The sequence below is a fragment of the Streptomyces sp. ISL-66 genome (genome assembly GCF_018614135.1).
In the GTDB taxonomy this organism is placed as follows: Bacteria; Actinomycetota; Actinomycetes; order Streptomycetales; family Streptomycetaceae; genus Streptomyces.
Genome location: NZ_JAGGOW010000172.1, coordinates 1 through 14,346, shown reverse-complemented (window position 1 = coordinate 14,346; position 14,346 = coordinate 1). Strand labels below are relative to the sequence as shown.

Genomic DNA, 14,346 nt, shown 5'->3' with positions numbered 1-14,346 from the left:
TCAGCCGATCTTCACGTTCTTCTGCACGGTCGTCTGGTCGATGTCGGAGGTGCGGACGGTCACGTCGATCCGCCAGTCGCCCGTCAGCGGCAGCTGGACGCCCGACGCGCTCCAGTGTCCGGCAGCGACGAGCTCGGGGGCCACGGGCAGAGGGCCGATGTCCTTGGCCTCGAGGGTGAAGGAGACCTTGACCTCGGGCAGCTCCAACGGCTTGCCGTCGGGGGTCTCGGCCCACACGTGGAGGGTGTTCGCACCGACGCGGCCCGGGTCCAGCTGGAGCCGGACCGATCCCTTGCCGTTCTGGCCGCCCGTGTCGAAGGGCAGCGTGATCTTCACCGCGCGGTCGGGAACGGCGGCGGCGCTGGAGCCGCTGCCCGCCTCCAGCTCCGCGGCGCGGCCGGGCTCGGTGCTGGTGAGGATGGTGGTGACGGCCAGCAGCACCACGGCGACCCCCGCCTCGGCGAGTACGGACCGGCGCAGACCCACGCGCTCCGGGTCGGCGTCACGTGCCTGCTTCTCCCGCGCGCTGCGCCGGGCGACTCCCTGGCGGGCGAGCTGGGCGGCGCGCTGGGGGTCGGCGGTCGATGTTTCACGTGAAACATCGCTCGCCGTCGCCGTCGCCGTCGATGCCGTGACCTTGGCCGACTGCCCGGCCGGAGCCGCCTCGGCGAGCCGCGAGGTCCACTTCCGGGAGACGTAGGCGGTGGCGACCAGGACGGCGACGAGGCCGAGCTTGACGAGCAGGAGCCGTCCGTAGTCCGTCCCGGTGAGGGCGGACCAGCTGCCCACCTGGCGCCAGGACTGGTAGGCGCCGGTGGCGGTGAGCGCGATGACGCTGACGAAGGCGACGGTGGAGAAGCGCCGGATGGCCTCGCGCTCCAGCCCGGGGACCTTGTGGAGGGCGACGAGCAGGGCGGTGAGTCCGCCCAGCCAGGTCGCGACGGCCAGCAGGTGCAGGATGTCGACGGGCATGGCCAGGCCGGGCTGGATGCCGGTGGAGGCGTGCTCGGACAGCGCCCAGGTGGCGGCGATGCCGGCGGCGACGACGGTTCCGCCGATGGCGAGGCCGAAGAGGAGGTCGCTCTCCTCCTTGGCGTCTTGCGTCGTGGTGTCTTCCGTGGGGCCGTCCAAGGCGCCGGCGTCGGCGGCCGGGTCCTCGGCTACGGCCATGCCCCCGTCGCCCTGGTGGCGCCGGGCGTACGAGCCGAACAGGACGGTGATGAAGAGCGCGGCGGCGCCGAGGAGCAGCAGCCGCGAGACGAGCGAGGCGCCGGACTTGGTTTCCAGGACGGCCCGCAGCCCGGCCAGGTCGAAGGCGTCGGAGAAGTTCCCGGACCCGGTGTACGGGTTGCGGAGCAGCAGCATCACCAGGGTGGCCACGGCGAGCGTGACCCAGGCCCGGACGACCAGCTTCTGCATCGGCCGCTCGGCGGCGCCCCGGCGCCAGCACAGGAGGACGAAGGCGGCGGCGCCGACCATGACGGCGAATCCGGCGTAGGCGGCGTAGCGCGCGATGACGTAGGCGAGGGCGACGGGCCCGTCACCCGCGGTCTGTGCGGGCAGCGAGACGGCGGTCTCGGAGGGGGCCCCGACGGAGAAGGTGAAGGCACCGGCGACCGGGTGGCTGTCGGCGGATATGGCCTGCCAGGCGACCGTGTACGTGCCGTCCGCCAGCCCGGGGCGCAGGGCGGTGCCGTAGCGGATGGTGTTCCCGCTGCAGAGGTCGCGCAGTTCACCGGTGTCGACGCGCTTGCCCTGCGGGTCCAGGACGCGGATGGAGTCGCCGTTCATGGCGACCCCCTCCGAGAAGGAGAGGGTGACCTGGGCGGGCGCCGTGGCGACCACCGCCCCGTCCTTGGGGTCGCTCGCGGTCAGTGCGGCGTGCGCCGAGGCCGGGGCGGCCGTGGTGAACAGGGCCGCCAGCAGGGCTGCGAGGACCAGCGTGAGCCGCGGCAGGAGCGCCGTGGCGCGCACGCGGGCCGCGGATGGGGCGGGGGCGGTGGCCGTCATGGCGTGATCAGTCCCTCGGTCCGTCAGTGATCGCTGGAGTGGGGTGCCTTGTACGTACGCTCCTTGACGTCCAGCTCGACCTCGAGGGGGCCGGACTTCTCGAAGCGCAGCTCGACGGTGACCTTGTCGCCGACCTTGGGAGTGCTCTTCAGACCCATGAACATGACGTGGTTGCCGCCGCGTTCCAGCTTCAGCTCACCGTTCGCGGGCACGTCCATGGACCGCACCTGCTGCATCTTCTGGTCCTTGGTCTCGTGGATCTGCAGATCGTCGGAGAGCGGGCTCGTGACACCGGTCAGCTTGTCGGCGGTCTTGGAGCCGTTCTTGATGACCATGAACGCGCCGGCCATCTTGTCGTTGACGGGCGCGGGCATGTAACCGCCGCTGACAGTCAGCTCCGGCTCGGCGCCGGAGCCGGTGGTGGCGGCGCCGGAGCCGGTGGCCGCGTCCTTGTCGTCCGAGGAGCAGCCGGATATGGCGAGCGCCGCCGTCAGGGAGAGGGCGACGGCGAGGGTGCGGGTGGTGCGGGTAGTGCGGGTGTTCACAGGGTCTCTCCCTTGACGATCTTCGGCAGGTCCTTGGTGTAGTCATCGACGGTGGCGCTCTCCCCGTAGAGGAGGTACCCCTCGTCGTTCTTGGGCGAGAACGCGATGACTTGGGCGCCGTGCATGGAGACGACGCTGCCGTCGGCCTCCTTCGTGGCGGCCTCGATACCGATGCCGAGCGTGCGTGCGGCGGCCTGGATGGTGGCGAAGTCCCCGGTCAGCCCGACGAACGCCGGGTCCTGGGCCTTGAGCCACGCGCCGAGGGATTCGGGAGTGTCCCGGTCGGGGTCGGTGGTGACGAAGACGACCCGGAGCTTGTCCTGGTCGGCCTTGGGGAGCGCCTTCTTGGCGACGGCGATGTTGCTCATCGTCAGGGGGCACACGTCGGGGCAGTTGGTATAGCCGAAGTAGATGAGCGTCGGCCTGCCCTCGGTCTGCTCACGCAGGCTCCACGGCTTGCCGGTGGTGTCCGTGAGGACGACGTCCGGCTTTTCGAAGGGGCGGTCGAGCACGGTCGCGGAGCCGGCCTTGGCCTGGCCCCCGCTGATCTGGGTGACCTTGTCGGTCGTGGCCTGCTTCTCACCGCAGGCGGTGAGGGCGAGGGCGGCCGCCGCCACGAGGGCGGCGGCCGTCACACGTGTGGTGCGCATGGGGATGTCCCTGGGATCGGGGTGGTACGGGTGGTTCGGCGGACTCGGCCGTGCCGCGGAGGCCGGCCGGTGTACGCGGGACCGTCGGGTCAGGAGGTGCGGCGGCGCGAGGCGATGCCGAAGGCCACGCCACCGAGGCCGAGGACGATGCCTGCGATGCCGAGGACCCGAGCGGTCGTGTCGGATCCGCTCTTGGCGGCCTGGTCGTGGCCGTCCTTGTGGTCGGCGGCGCCGTTCTTGTCGCCGTCCGCCTTCGTGGCGCCGTCGTGGTGGTCGCCCGCGGCCGGGGCGGCGGTCAGCTTCAGGACGGGCGCCGGGTTCGCCGGTTCGGCGGCGCCTTCCTTGGCCTCTTCGATCCAGCGGACGACCTCGCCGTTGTCGTAGGTCTGGATCGCCTTGAAGACCATCTTGTCGGCGTTGTCGGGAAGCTTGCCCAGCGACAGCGGGAACTGCTGGAACTTGCCGCTCTCGATCTTGCCGCCCGACCAGGTCACCTTGGTGACGGCCTCGTTGATCTGCTTGCCGTGCACGGTGAGGGGCTTGTCGAGCTTGCCCTTCTCCACGCTCACGGTCCAGCCGGGAACGTCCTGCGGCATGACGGAGGACAGCGGCTGGTCGGCCGGGAAGGTGACCTCGAGCTGGGTGGTCGAGGCGTTGTCGCGCTCGTTGGGGACCTTGAAGTTGATCGTGGCGTAGCCGCCCTTGACGGCCTCGCCGGGCTGCACGCCGACGTGGGCGAAGGCGGTCCCGGAGAAGACGAGGACGGTACCGGCGGCGAGGGTGGCGGCGAAGGAGACGCGAGAGGTCTTCATGGCAGAAACACTCCACGGAAGCGGTGGTCACGGTGGATCCGCGCGCGGCGCGCGCGGAGTTCGCGGCACCGGTGCTCCCGTCGTGTGTCCGGGGAGGAGGGGTGCCGCGTCAGGCTGCGAGGGCGAGCGCCGTGGGCGGCCCGCGCCTGATCACCGTGTGCTGGAGTGCGTCCCGGCCGGTGGAGATGCCGGGGCCGGCGGCGGCACGGACCGCGCGCGGGGTACGGGCCGGAGTGCCCGCGAGCCCGGTACCGAGGGCCTTCACGTAGGCCAGCGCGGCGCGCAGCGGGCGTACCGGGTCGGCTTGGCTTGAGAGGCGGGACAGTTCGACGAGCCGGAACAGCGCGGCGTCGCCGCGGCCGAGCAGCCATCCGGCGGCGAGCGCCGCCAGTAGGTGGCCGATCAGCATGCCGGGGCTGAACAGACCGACCAGGCCGCCGGCCGGTTCTACGAGGCCTTGCCCCATGTGCGCGTGCGCCAGTGGGCCCAGTGCCGGCAGGCCTTGAGCCGACTGTCCCTGTGCCAACTGCCCGTGCGCCTCGGCGTGCGCGGCCAGGGCGACCGGGTCCAGTCCGGCGCTCTCCAGGATCCGCCGGGCCTCGGCCGGGGCCAACGGCACGGAGTTGCCCCCGCAGACCAGCTGGGCGGCGAGCGCCGCGAGCGAGGTGTCGGTGGTGGAGGAACCGGCCACCGGGAGTGTGGCGCCGTGCTGGCCGAGGCCGAACAGCGAGTGCAGTGTGAGCTGTCCGAAGGCGAGTCCGGCGGCGATGCCGGGCAGCGACCGGCGGCGTCCGGCGAGCGGGGCCGCGACCGCGAAGACGGCGAGGAATCCCGCGCAGAGCGTCCACCAGGGCACCGTGGCGCAGGAGGCCAGTGTGTGCCCGGCCGCGGACAGCACGACACAGACCGCGGTGAACACCGCGGCCCGGATCAGCCTGAGGCCGTGTCCGGCCTGCGTCGCGTGGGGGGCAGTCATGGCCGGGCCATCATCGCACTGGGGTTGGGCGCTTCATACGGCAGGTGCGCATGATGCCTTGTGTTCCCGCGCACGGATGCCGCGGCCGGGGCATCCGTGCGGTGGCCGCGCGGGAGCCCGTACCGGCCGGGGCATCGGGGCCCAAACCGTCCTGTATGCCGCCTCATACACCGGTGGCCGGGAGCGCCGCATCGGCCGAACGGGGGCTCTGTCCGCCTTGGGGCGCTTACACCCCGCTCCGGGCGGCAATAGGTAACGGTATGAGCATCTGGTGGTCTCTCCACTTGAGGCGCGAAGCAGCGAGCGTGCCCCTTGCCAGGCGGCTGCTGCTGGGGACGATGGAGACCGCGGGGGTGGATCCCGACATCTCCTTCGATCTTTCGGTGGCGCTGGGCGAGGCGTGTGCGAACGCCGTGGAGCACGGCGGCCGCACGGCCGCTGCGCTCGGCTCCGGTCCGGAGGAGGCCGGGGCGTACCACGTCACGGCCTATCTGGACGGGGACCGTTGCCGCATCGAGGTCAGCGATTCGGGCCCTGGGTTCCCGCACGCGACGGTGGGCCGCCGTAGACCCTCCCTGGCCGAGAGCGGCCGGGGCCTGCACCTGATCGCGGAACTCGCCGACCACGTCCGCTTCCGCAACCGGCCGGGCCGGGGCGCCGTGGTGAGCTTCGACAAGATGCTGAAGTGGCGGGACGACTCGCTGCTGAAGGTGTCGTAGACGCGCCGATGGGCGGGACCCGTGCGGGGTCCCGCCCATCGGCATGCCCGGGCGACGGCGTCGAGCGGCGGCCCGGAGCGGCGGCGTCAGCCCTTGAGCCGCGCCATCCACGCCTCGATCTCCTCGGAGGTGCGGGGCAGACCGTCCGACAGGTTCCGGTTGCCGTCCTCGGTGACGAGGATGTCGTCCTCGATCCGGACGCCGATGCCGCGGAACTCCTCCGGCACCGTCAGGTCGTCGGCCTGGAAGTACAGGCCCGGCTCGACGGTCAGGCACATGCCCGGCTCCAGCGTGCCGTCCACGTACGCCTCGGTGCGCGCGGCAGCGCAGTCGTGGACGTCCATGCCGAGCATGTGGCCGGTGCCGTGCAGGGTCCAGCGGCGCTGCAGGCCGAGCTCGACGACCCGCTCGACCGGGCCTTCCAGCAGGCCCCACTCGACGAGCTTCTCGGCGAGCACGTACTGCGAGGCGTCGTGGAAGTCGCGGAACTTCGCACCCGGCTTGACGGCGGCGATGCCGGCTTCCTGGGAGGCGTAGACCGCGTCGTAGATCTTGCGCTGGATGTCGGTGTACGTGCCGCTGATGGGCAGCGTGCGCGTGACGTCCGCGGTGTAGAGGGTGTGGGTCTCCACGCCGGCGTCGAGCAGCAGCAGGTCGCCGGAGCGGACGTCGCCGTCGTTGCGCACCCAGTGCAGGGTGGTGGCGTGCGGGCCGGCGGCGCAGATGGAGCCGTAGCCGACGTCGTTGCCCTCGACGCGGGCGCGCAGGAAGAACGTGCCCTCGATGTAGCGCTCGGAGGTGGCCTCGGCCTTGTCGAGCACCTTCACGACGTCCTCGAAGCCGCGGACGGTGGAGTCGACGGCCTTCTGCAGCTCGCCGATCTCGAACTCGTCCTTCACGACGCGGGCCTCGGAGAGGTAGACGCGCAGTTCCGCGTCGCGCTCCTTGGTGACCTTGTCGGTCAGGGCGGTCGCGATGACGGTGTCGTGGCCGCGCAGGACCCGGACCGGGCCTTCGGCCTCGGTCAGTTCCTCGGCGAGCTCGCGCACGTCCTTGGCCGGGAGGCCCAGCAGCTGCTCGGCCTCGGTGAGGGAGTGGCGGCGGCCGACCCACAGCTCGCCGTTGCCGGAGAGCCAGAACTCGCCGTTCTCGCGGTTCGAGCGGGGCAGCAGGTAGACGGTGGCGGTGTGACCGCTCTCCCCCGTGGGCTCCAGGACCAGGACGCCGTTCTCGGTCTGGTCACCGGTGAGGTACGCGTACTCGGTGGAGGCGCGGAAGGCGTACTCGCTGTCGTTCGAGCGGGTCTTCAGCCGGCCGGCGGGGACGACCAGGCGCTCGCCGGGGAAGCGCGCGGACAGCGCGGCGCGGCGGGCGGCGGTGTGCGCGGCCTGCGCGATCGGCTCCAGGCCGTGCAGCTCGGTGTCGGCCCAGCCGGTGCGCATGCTTTCCGCGAGCTCCTCGCTGACGCCCGGGTACAGACCGTTCTTGCGCTGCTTGTGCTTCTTCTTGGCCTGCTCTTCTTCCGGGGTCTCCGGGGTGAGCTCGTCAGCCACGTCTTCTCCTCAGTACGACGGACACGGACCGGGTACGGACCTCAGCCATCGTATGTGTGAGCGGAAGCGGCTTGGCGAGCCGTGTGACAAATCAGTCAAACCGGACCACTCAGCCAGACCGGACCGCTCGGCCAGGCCGGGCCGCTCAGTCGAACCGGGCCGCGAGCAGCACGATGTCCTCCGCGGCATCCATCGCCGAAGCGGCGTCGTGGGCCTGCGCCTCCGGCAGCACCGTCCGCAGGATGTGGTCGCAGATCGCGGCCGGGTCCTCGCGGGCGCTACGGGGGATCCCCGCGGCCGCGGCGTGCAGCCGCGCGTACGCCCGGTCCATCGGGTCGCCCGTGCGCCGCAGCAGTCCGTCCGTGTACAGCAGCACCGTTTCTCCGGGCGCGGGTTCGATCTCCACGCTCGGCGCCTCCCAGCACGACAGCATTCCCAGCGGTGCGGAGAGCGTGGTCTCCACGTACTCGGTGCGCCGTTCGCCGATCAGCAGCGGCGGGGTGTGCCCGGCCCCGGCCAGGATGATCTTGTTGCGCCGGCTGCCCGACTGGGTGGTCCCGGCGGGCTCGCAGTACGCGAAGAGCGCGGTCGCCGAGCGCGCGGGCTCGGTCAGCCGCAGCAGCAGCTCCAGGTCGGACAGGACGGCGACGGGGTCCTCGCCCTCCATGACGGCGTACGCGCGCAGAGAGGCCCGCAGCCGTCCCATCGCGGCGACGGCGCTCGGGCCGGAGCCCGTCACCGAGCCGACGGACAGCCCGAGGGCGCCCTCGGGCAGCGGCAGCGCGTCGTACCAGTCCCCTCCGCCGCGCGGCCCGGAGTGGTGCCGGGCGGCGAGCTGGACCCCGGAGATCCGCGGAAGCCGGCTGGGCAGCAGCTCCTCGGAGACGGTGGCCAGGTCGGAGCGGGAGCGCTCCACCTCGACCATCCGGGCCAGGTGCTCCGAGGCGTGCCGCACGTACAGGCCGACGAGGTCGCGCTGGCGGTCGCTGGGCTCGGCCTGCTCGTCGTAGAGCCAGACGGCCGCGCCGAGCCGGCCCGGGGCATCGGCGGTCACCGGGAGCGAGTAGCTGGCGGCGAACCCGAGGCGGACGGCCACCTCGCGGTGGCGCGGGTCGACGGGTGCGGTCTGGCCGGCGGAACCGGGGGCCGGGACCAGTCCGGGTTCGGGGAGGACATCGGAACCGCCGTGGGCGTCGGGCAGCCCGTCGAGGATGCGGCCGTACGAGGTGGAACCGCGCGGCACCGTCTCGATGTGGCCGAGGTCGGCGCGGCTGAGGCCGAGGCCGATCGTGGTGGCGGGCCCGAGGCCGTCGGAGGGCTCCAGGACGAGCAGGCCGCGGCGGGCGCCGACGAGTGCGGCTCCGGCGCGCAGGAACTCCTGGAGGGAGGAGGCGAGGTCACAGGCGCGGGCGAGCCGCTCGGTGAGTTCGTGGAGGGTGGTGAGATCGGAGACCATGCCCGCGAGGCGGTCCTGGATGACCGAGCTCGCGGCGGGGGCCGGCGCCGGAGCGTGGGCAGTGCGCGCGGGCGTGGACGTGGGAGTGGACGTGCTCGTGGAGGTCGATGTGGGCGCCACAGTGTGCGGGGACGCTGTAACTGCTGGATCGATTCCAGCCACTTTCGGCAAATGCGGGGCGCTCATGGTATCCGCCTTTCCAGCTGGTGCGATTCGCCATTTAGCATCGCAAACCCCTAGATCATGCTGCGCCGCCTTCTATGAATCCACATCTACACGCACACGAGGAGCGATGTCCAGCATTGCCCGTGTGGGAATCCTGGTGTCCGTGGGACGGCAACTCACTGTTCGGTCGAGGCTAGAACTTGGCCGGAAAATGGGGGAAGCAGGCGGTTTTTGCGGTCGACTGGGCAGGTCCGCAGGCCGGTCCGGGTACGTAATCGGTGGCGTGCGGGGACAGTTGGCGTAGCCCGGCACCCGCCGGGAACCGCCCGGCGCGGCCCGTCGTCCCCATGGACGACAGCGGTCCCGGCGTTGGCACGGGGTCGCGTCCCGCCCCTGCCGGACGTTTCATGGACCTGTAAGAAACTGCACGAACCGTGTGAACCTGCTTCTGGCGGACAGTGACGCGAAACGTGTACGTCTGGTGAAAAACCGCTTACATGGTGTGATGTGGCCCTCGGCGTTCAACGGAAAGGAACGAGCGCTCATGCGCGAGATCCTCGGAAGGCGTCTCCAGCGGCTCCGCAATCGCTTGCGATCCATGCGCCCCACCCCGCCGCGGGGCGCCCCGTCGGACCACCTCGAAGCGGCGCTCGTGTGCGCCACCCGGTGGCAGTGGCCCGTGCTGCCGGGCATCGGCCGCTCCGGCGCCGACGACTCGCGGTGCGCCTGCCCCGACCCGGACTGCGTCGTACCCGGCGCGCATCCCTTCGATCCCGGACTGCTCGCGGCGACCACCGACCCGCGGATGGTGGCGTGGTGGTGGGCCAACAAGGCCGGCGCCTCGGTCCTGCTGGCCACCGGCGGAACCGCGCCCTGCGCGGTGAGCCTCCCGGCCGCCGCGGCCGCGCGTGCCGTCGTACGGCTGGACGCGCAGGGCATGCGGCTCGGGCCGATCGTGGCCACGCCCACGCGGTGGGCGCTGCTGGTGGCGCCGTACTCGCTGGAGCGGCTCGGCGAACTCCTTTACGCCAAGGACCACGTGCCCTCCTCGCTGCGCTTCCACGGCGAGGGCGGCTACCTGCTGATGCCGCCCTCCGCCGCGACCGGCGGCGGTCAAGTGCGGTGGGAGCGCGAGCCGGCCGGGGCGGGCGGGGGCGCCGCGGAAGCCGGGGACCTCTGGCTGCCGGAGGTGGAAGCGGTCGTGGACGCGCTGGTCGAGGCGAGCAGCGGGGCGTCCGGCGGCGGCAGCCGACTGGCGTACTGACGTCCCTCGGCCGGGGGCAGCTGTCGGCTGACGCCCCTCGGCCGACACCCCTCGGCCGACTTCGTCAGCCGACACCCGAACGGGGCGACGCGGATCACTCGTACGGGTGCCAGCGGAACGAGTTTCCAAGGGAATTGGGCGCGGGGATCTCCGCGCCCCATTCCCGCATCGCTATCTTCGGCGAATGAATCTCCGCCTGATCGGTATCGGCGCCGGTGTGCTGATCATCTTGTCGCTTCCACTCGCGGGAGCGATCGCCGGGCCGGATTTCGCCGGTCAGAGTGACGGAAAAGGCGGCGGGCTGCTCTCCACGTTCGGCTTCGGCGACTCTTCCGGTTCCGGCGGGAGTTCGGCTTCCGGCCGCTCCCGTACGCCGGCACCGGGCGCGGACCCGTCGCCCGCCCGGCCGGGCCCGCCCGAGCAGCCGCGTACGGACGCGCACTGCGGACCCGAACTGTCCTCCCCGCAGGGCGTGGAGGCGCAGACGTGCGTACTGACCGGTGAGGGCCGGACCTGGGGGCGCAGCTACTACCGCAACACCAGCGGCCGAGGGCTCGACGCGGTGCTCACGCTGTTGGGGCCCGCGGGGCGGACGGTGCAGATCCGCTGTGCGGTCGGCGCGGGCGACGAGCCGGGGCTGTGCGAGACGCCGAGGGATCTTTCGGTGGGGAAGCCGGACGGCTACTCGGCCATTGCGGAATTTGCAGTTCCGGATGAGGAAGGAGCTCTGCTCCTGCGGTCCGGGAGCAACTCACCGGCACCGGGCGACGGTTGAACGCCACCGGAAAATCAAGGGCCCGGTCGCTGGCGACGGGGGATGCACCAGCGACCGGGCTACAAGAACGGTAACAAGAGATCGCCTGTTCGCAAATTCGATCTCTGATATTCAGACACCGATTTGCAAGCGATTAACGGGAGTTGTGACTCCGGTCACCGGTCGCCGGTGGCCCGTCGCCGCCCGCCGCGGGGCCGGGGCCCGGCCCCGCGGCACCGGTCAGCTGAGGGTCACCTGGCGGTTGGTGAGGCCGCCGCGCGCCCGGCGCTCCTCGGTGGTGAGCGGCGCGTCCGTGGCCAGCGCCACGGCCAGCCGCTCGGCGAACTCGGCGGCCGGCTTCTCGACGTCGTCCGCCGAGACCCCGGTGGGCAGGTCCCAGACGGGGACCATCAGGCCGTGCGCGCGGAAGGAGCCGACGAGCTTGGTGCCTTCGCCGAGCGAGGACGTCCCCGCCGCGTGCAGGCGCGCGAGCGCGTCGAGCAGCTTCTCCTCGGGGTGCGGCATGACCCAGCGCAGGTGGTTCTTGTCCGGGGTCTCGCACCAGTAGGCGGCGTCCACGCCGGTCAGCTTGACGGTCGGGATGGCGGCCGCGTTGGCGCGCTCCAGGGATGCGGCGACCTCGGGCGAGGCGCTCTGGGCGCTGTCCGCATCGGCGATCCAGAATTCGAAGCCGCTGTGTACAACCGGCTCGAAAACGCCGTCGGCCGCCAGGAGATCCTGAAGTCGCGGCCCCTCGGCCGGAACCCGGCGGGCCGAGACGATGGTGCCCGGTTCGGCGGCGAGCGCGCGCTCCAGGGTGTCGGCCATGTCCCGGGCGAGGTCGCCGGTGGTCGAGTCGTTCTGCAGGCCGAGCAGGACGGAGCCGTCCTCGCGGCGCAGGGCCGGCGAGGCCATCGGGAGCACGGTCACCAGCGTGACGGACGGGACCCCGTCGGGCAGGCCGCCCGTGAGCGTGAGCGGGACGGTGGCGGCGGGCACGAGCTCGCGCAGCGCCACCCAGTCGCACTCGCCGGGCAGGCCCTCGAACGGGCGGGCCACGTGCTCGGTGACGGCGTGCGCGGCGGCGGCGCCGTGGCAGGCCTTGTAACGGCGCCCGGATCCGCAGGGGCAGGGCTCGCGAGCGCCCACCACCGGGATCTCCCCGTTGTTGAGCTGCGGCTTTGCGGTCTTCGCGGCGGGGCGCTTCTTGGCCATCGTGGGTGTCTCCCGGTTGCGGCGGTACGGCGTCGGTCTGGGCGCGAGCCTAGCCGTTCGTACCACCGCAACCGGTGGGGTGCGGCCGGGAGCACGGTCGGCGTGCGCTCCCGGACGGCCGCCATCTGCCTTCTCGGAGACTGAGAATGAGATATCAGGGATCCAACTCGTCGAAGGCCGTACCGAAGTCGATCGCCGGGGGCGCAACGCGCGTAGCGAAATCCTCGTGCCGGGCCCCACAGGCGACGATCACCCATACGGTGACCTCACCCGCCGCTCCGTCCCGGACACCCCAGTCAAGGGCCAGTGCGCTGATGATGTTCAGCCCCCGCCCGCCTCGCGCGGTGACCGAAGGCGTGGCCGGGATCGGGCGGGTGGGCCCGCCTCCGTCCGTGACCTCGACCGTCAGCCGCCCCGCCTTGTCGACGCGCCACGAAGCACGTATCTCGCCGTCACCGACCTCCCGCGCGCCCAGCGGTCTGCCGTGCCGGCAGGCATTGCTGAGCAGTTCGGAAAGGATCAGTACTGCGTCGTCCACGACCGATTCGGACATCCCGTAGACACGCAGTTGCTCGCGCATCCGGTGCCTCGCCTCGCCCACGCCCGCAGGACCATGGCGTACGTCCATGCACGACGACGTGGGCACTTCTTGTGCCACCATCAACGCCACCCCCGGAACCTCCTTAGCCCCACGCATGGTCTGGATGCCCCAATGGCCTGGACCGGAAACCGCCGCAGCGGAGTCCTCTGGCGCATTCGTAACGACCGGATGCGGAGCGGATGCGCCGGTGCACACCCCGTCACGGACGGGCCGTGTGTGGCGGGAGCTCAAAACGGGACGTCAGCGCCCTAGTTGTGACAGAACCTGTCGGGGCCTGTTCGTGATGATCGCTTCTACACCCAAATCAGCGCAGAGCTGAACATCTTCCGGATCGTTCACTGTCCACACGTGTACGGAGTGACCCGCGGCCTGAAGCTTGCGGATGAAGCCCGGATGGCCGCGCACGATCCGCATGCCGGGGCCCGCGATCCGTACTCCGGCCGGCAGTCGCCCGTCCCGCATCCGGGGGGAGATGAACTGCATCAGGTACACGGTCGGGATCGTCGGCGCCGCCGCCCGCACCCGGTGCAGGGAGCGCGCGGAGAAGCTCATGACCCGGACCGGGTGCGGGCCCTCGGCGGGCGGGGCGTCGAGGCCGAAGCGCTTGAGGAGGAAGACCAGGCGCTCCTCCACCTGTCCGGCCCAGCGGGTCGGATGCTTCGTCTCGATCGCCAGTTGCACGGGCCGTCCCGCGTCCGCGACCAGCTCCAGCAGTCGTTCCAGGGTGAGCACGGAGGTGCGCTCGGGGTCGGCGTCCCAGTCGGGGGACTCCTCGCGGTCCTTCCACGAACCGAAGTCGAGGGCGGCGAGGTCGGCGAGCTCCAGGGCCGAGACGGCGCCCCGGCCGTTGGAGGTCCGGTTTACCCGGCGGTCGTGGACCAGGACCAAATGGCCGTCGGCCGTGAGCCGGATATCGCATTCGAGGGCGTCGGCCCCGTACTCGATGGCCTTCCGGTAGGCGGCCAGGGTGTGCTCGGGGGCATCCTCCGAGGCGCCGCGGTGGGCGACGACCTGAATGGGGCGCGGCGTTGCGTGGGTCACCGGGTCATGGTGCCACCGAGAGGGCGCCGGATGTCGGGGGAGCCCGGTGGGTGCTTCTGCGGATGCGCCTGATATGTCGGAGATAAAGGATGGGAGAGACTCACAGGTCCGGCTTACAGTGCTCTGACGGGTCATGGGAAAGGCTTTGCCCAGGAACTTGTACGGCACGTCGAACGTTCAGCCGGACCGATATCGCCAGATTTTTGAAGCCGTGTGTGACGAGGAGAGAGCGCTGTGAGCACCGAGAACGAGGGCACCGCGGCCCCGACGCCCCCCGCGGGCCCGCCCGTACCCCCGGTGGCCGCGCCAGCCGACGCCGCGCCCGCCGTGACCGCCCCCGTGGAGCCGGTGACGCAGCAGCTGCCGGCGACGCCCGCACCGGGTGGCGAGCCGACCCGGCAGCTCCCCCAGACCCCGGCCGCGCAGCCCGCGGCCGCTCCGGACGCTCCGGTGGTCGAGGCCCCGGCTGCCCGGCCCGCGGCTCCCGCGCCGGCTCCGGCTCCGGCGTACGCCGAGAGCCCGGTCCCGCCGCTCACCCCGGCGTACGCGCAGACCCCCGCTCCCCGCGCGGCAGGCGACCGGAGC

At 71.8% G+C, this 14,346-nt stretch carries 13 protein-coding genes and 1 pseudogene; 4 read left to right on the top strand and 10 right to left on the bottom strand.

Translation table 11 applies throughout. The features are described from left to right. The 5 genes from J7E97_RS29980 to J7E97_RS29960 form a co-directional block, all read right to left on the bottom strand. Window positions 1-2,010, bottom strand: coding sequence for a copper resistance CopC/CopD family protein (locus tag J7E97_RS29980; RefSeq protein WP_215033839.1), 2,010 nt, complete (start codon window positions 2,008-2,010; stop codon window positions 1-3). A 23-nt stretch (window positions 2,011-2,033) separates the two neighbouring features. Continuing rightward, complete coding sequence (locus J7E97_RS29975) at window positions 2,034-2,555, bottom strand: copper chaperone PCu(A)C (protein ID WP_215033838.1); 522 nt, start codon at window positions 2,553-2,555, stop codon at window positions 2,034-2,036. After that, window positions 2,552-3,205, bottom strand: coding sequence for an SCO family protein (locus J7E97_RS29970; protein WP_215033836.1), 654 nt, complete (start codon window positions 3,203-3,205; stop codon window positions 2,552-2,554). The genes J7E97_RS29975 and J7E97_RS29970 overlap by 4 nt, the downstream gene beginning before the upstream one ends. 89 nt (window positions 3,206-3,294) lie before the next feature. Next, the gene (locus J7E97_RS29965; protein WP_215033834.1) at window positions 3,295-4,017 is read right to left on the bottom strand and encodes a YcnI family protein; all 723 of its coding nucleotides are present in this window, start codon (window positions 4,015-4,017) and stop codon (window positions 3,295-3,297) included. Between the two features lie 109 nt (window positions 4,018-4,126). Next, window positions 4,127-4,993, bottom strand: a complete 867-nt coding sequence (locus J7E97_RS29960; RefSeq protein ID WP_215033832.1) for a hypothetical protein — start codon at window positions 4,991-4,993, stop codon at window positions 4,127-4,129. A gap of 260 nt (window positions 4,994-5,253) precedes the next feature. Here J7E97_RS29960 and J7E97_RS29955 point away from each other — a divergent pair, with 260 nt between their 5' ends. Beyond that, the gene (locus tag J7E97_RS29955; protein WP_215033831.1) at window positions 5,254-5,712 is read left to right on the top strand and encodes an ATP-binding protein; all 459 of its coding nucleotides are present in this window, start codon (window positions 5,254-5,256) and stop codon (window positions 5,710-5,712) included. Window positions 5,713-5,798: 86 nt separating this feature from the next. On the opposite strand, the gene J7E97_RS29950 is transcribed toward J7E97_RS29955, so the two are convergent. Together J7E97_RS29950 and J7E97_RS29945 are read right to left on the bottom strand one after the other, a co-directional pair. Further along, window positions 5,799-7,265 (bottom strand): aminopeptidase P family protein, encoded by a 1,467-nt coding sequence (locus J7E97_RS29950; protein ID WP_215033830.1) that lies wholly within the window; start codon window positions 7,263-7,265, stop codon window positions 5,799-5,801. 145 nt (window positions 7,266-7,410) lie between these two features. Beyond that, window positions 7,411-8,934 carry a PP2C family protein-serine/threonine phosphatase gene (locus J7E97_RS29945; protein ID WP_308346849.1) on the bottom strand — a complete coding sequence of 508 codons (1,524 nt, stop codon included), beginning with the start codon at window positions 8,932-8,934 and terminating at the stop codon, window positions 7,411-7,413. A gap of 496 nt (window positions 8,935-9,430) precedes the next feature. Here J7E97_RS29945 and J7E97_RS29940 point away from each other — a divergent pair, with 496 nt between their 5' ends. Together J7E97_RS29940 and J7E97_RS29935 are read left to right on the top strand one after the other, a co-directional pair. Beyond that, window positions 9,431-10,150 carry a bifunctional DNA primase/polymerase gene (locus tag J7E97_RS29940; protein WP_215033826.1) on the top strand — a complete coding sequence of 240 codons (720 nt, stop codon included), beginning with the start codon at window positions 9,431-9,433 and terminating at the stop codon, window positions 10,148-10,150. Window positions 10,151-10,334: 184 nt separating this feature from the next. Beyond that, window positions 10,335-10,925 (top strand): hypothetical protein, encoded by a 591-nt coding sequence (locus J7E97_RS29935; RefSeq protein WP_215033824.1) that lies wholly within the window; start codon window positions 10,335-10,337, stop codon window positions 10,923-10,925. Between the two features lie 219 nt (window positions 10,926-11,144). Here J7E97_RS29935 and J7E97_RS29930 read toward each other — a convergent pair whose 3' ends face one another. The 3 genes from J7E97_RS29930 to J7E97_RS29920 form a co-directional block, all read right to left on the bottom strand. Then, entirely contained in the window at window positions 11,145-12,119 is a 975-nt protein-coding gene (locus J7E97_RS29930) for a DUF5926 family protein (RefSeq protein ID WP_215033822.1), read from the bottom strand. 154 nt (window positions 12,120-12,273) lie between these two features. Further along, a complete protein-coding gene (locus J7E97_RS29925) occupies window positions 12,274-12,780 on the bottom strand; it encodes an ATP-binding protein (protein ID WP_374224280.1) in 507 nt (168 codons plus the stop codon). A 180-nt stretch (window positions 12,781-12,960) separates the two neighbouring features. Then, window positions 12,961-13,761, bottom strand: coding sequence for a glycerophosphodiester phosphodiesterase (locus J7E97_RS29920; RefSeq protein WP_215033820.1), 801 nt, complete (start codon window positions 13,759-13,761; stop codon window positions 12,961-12,963). A 234-nt stretch (window positions 13,762-13,995) separates the two neighbouring features. Between J7E97_RS29920 and J7E97_RS29915 the strand changes: the two are divergent. After that, window positions 13,996-14,346 (top strand): annotated as a pseudogene (locus tag J7E97_RS29915) (hypothetical protein); the annotation flags it as partial.

What these genes read in the sequence shown, in the direction of transcription:
- J7E97_RS29980 (WP_215033839.1), bottom strand. Translation starts at nt 2,010, where the DNA reads ATGACGGCCACCGCCCCCGCCCCATCCGCGGCCCGCGTGCGCGCCACG.
- J7E97_RS29970 (WP_215033836.1), bottom strand. Translation starts at nt 3,205, where the DNA reads ATGCGCACCACACGTGTGACGGCCGCCGCCCTCGTGGCGGCGGCCGCC.
- J7E97_RS29965 (WP_215033834.1), bottom strand. Translation starts at nt 4,017, where the DNA reads ATGAAGACCTCTCGCGTCTCCTTCGCCGCCACCCTCGCCGCCGGTACC.
- J7E97_RS29960 (WP_215033832.1), bottom strand. Translation starts at nt 4,993, where the DNA reads ATGACTGCCCCCCACGCGACGCAGGCCGGACACGGCCTCAGGCTGATC.
- J7E97_RS29955 (WP_215033831.1), top strand. Translation starts at nt 5,254, where the DNA reads ATGAGCATCTGGTGGTCTCTCCACTTGAGGCGCGAAGCAGCGAGCGTG.
- J7E97_RS29940 (WP_215033826.1), top strand. Translation starts at nt 9,431, where the DNA reads ATGCGCGAGATCCTCGGAAGGCGTCTCCAGCGGCTCCGCAATCGCTTG.
- J7E97_RS29935 (WP_215033824.1), top strand. Translation starts at nt 10,335, where the DNA reads ATGAATCTCCGCCTGATCGGTATCGGCGCCGGTGTGCTGATCATCTTG.
- J7E97_RS29930 (WP_215033822.1), bottom strand. Translation starts at nt 12,119, where the DNA reads ATGGCCAAGAAGCGCCCCGCCGCGAAGACCGCAAAGCCGCAGCTCAAC.
- J7E97_RS29925 (WP_374224280.1), bottom strand. Translation starts at nt 12,780, where the DNA reads ATGGTGGCACAAGAAGTGCCCACGTCGTCGTGCATGGACGTACGCCAT.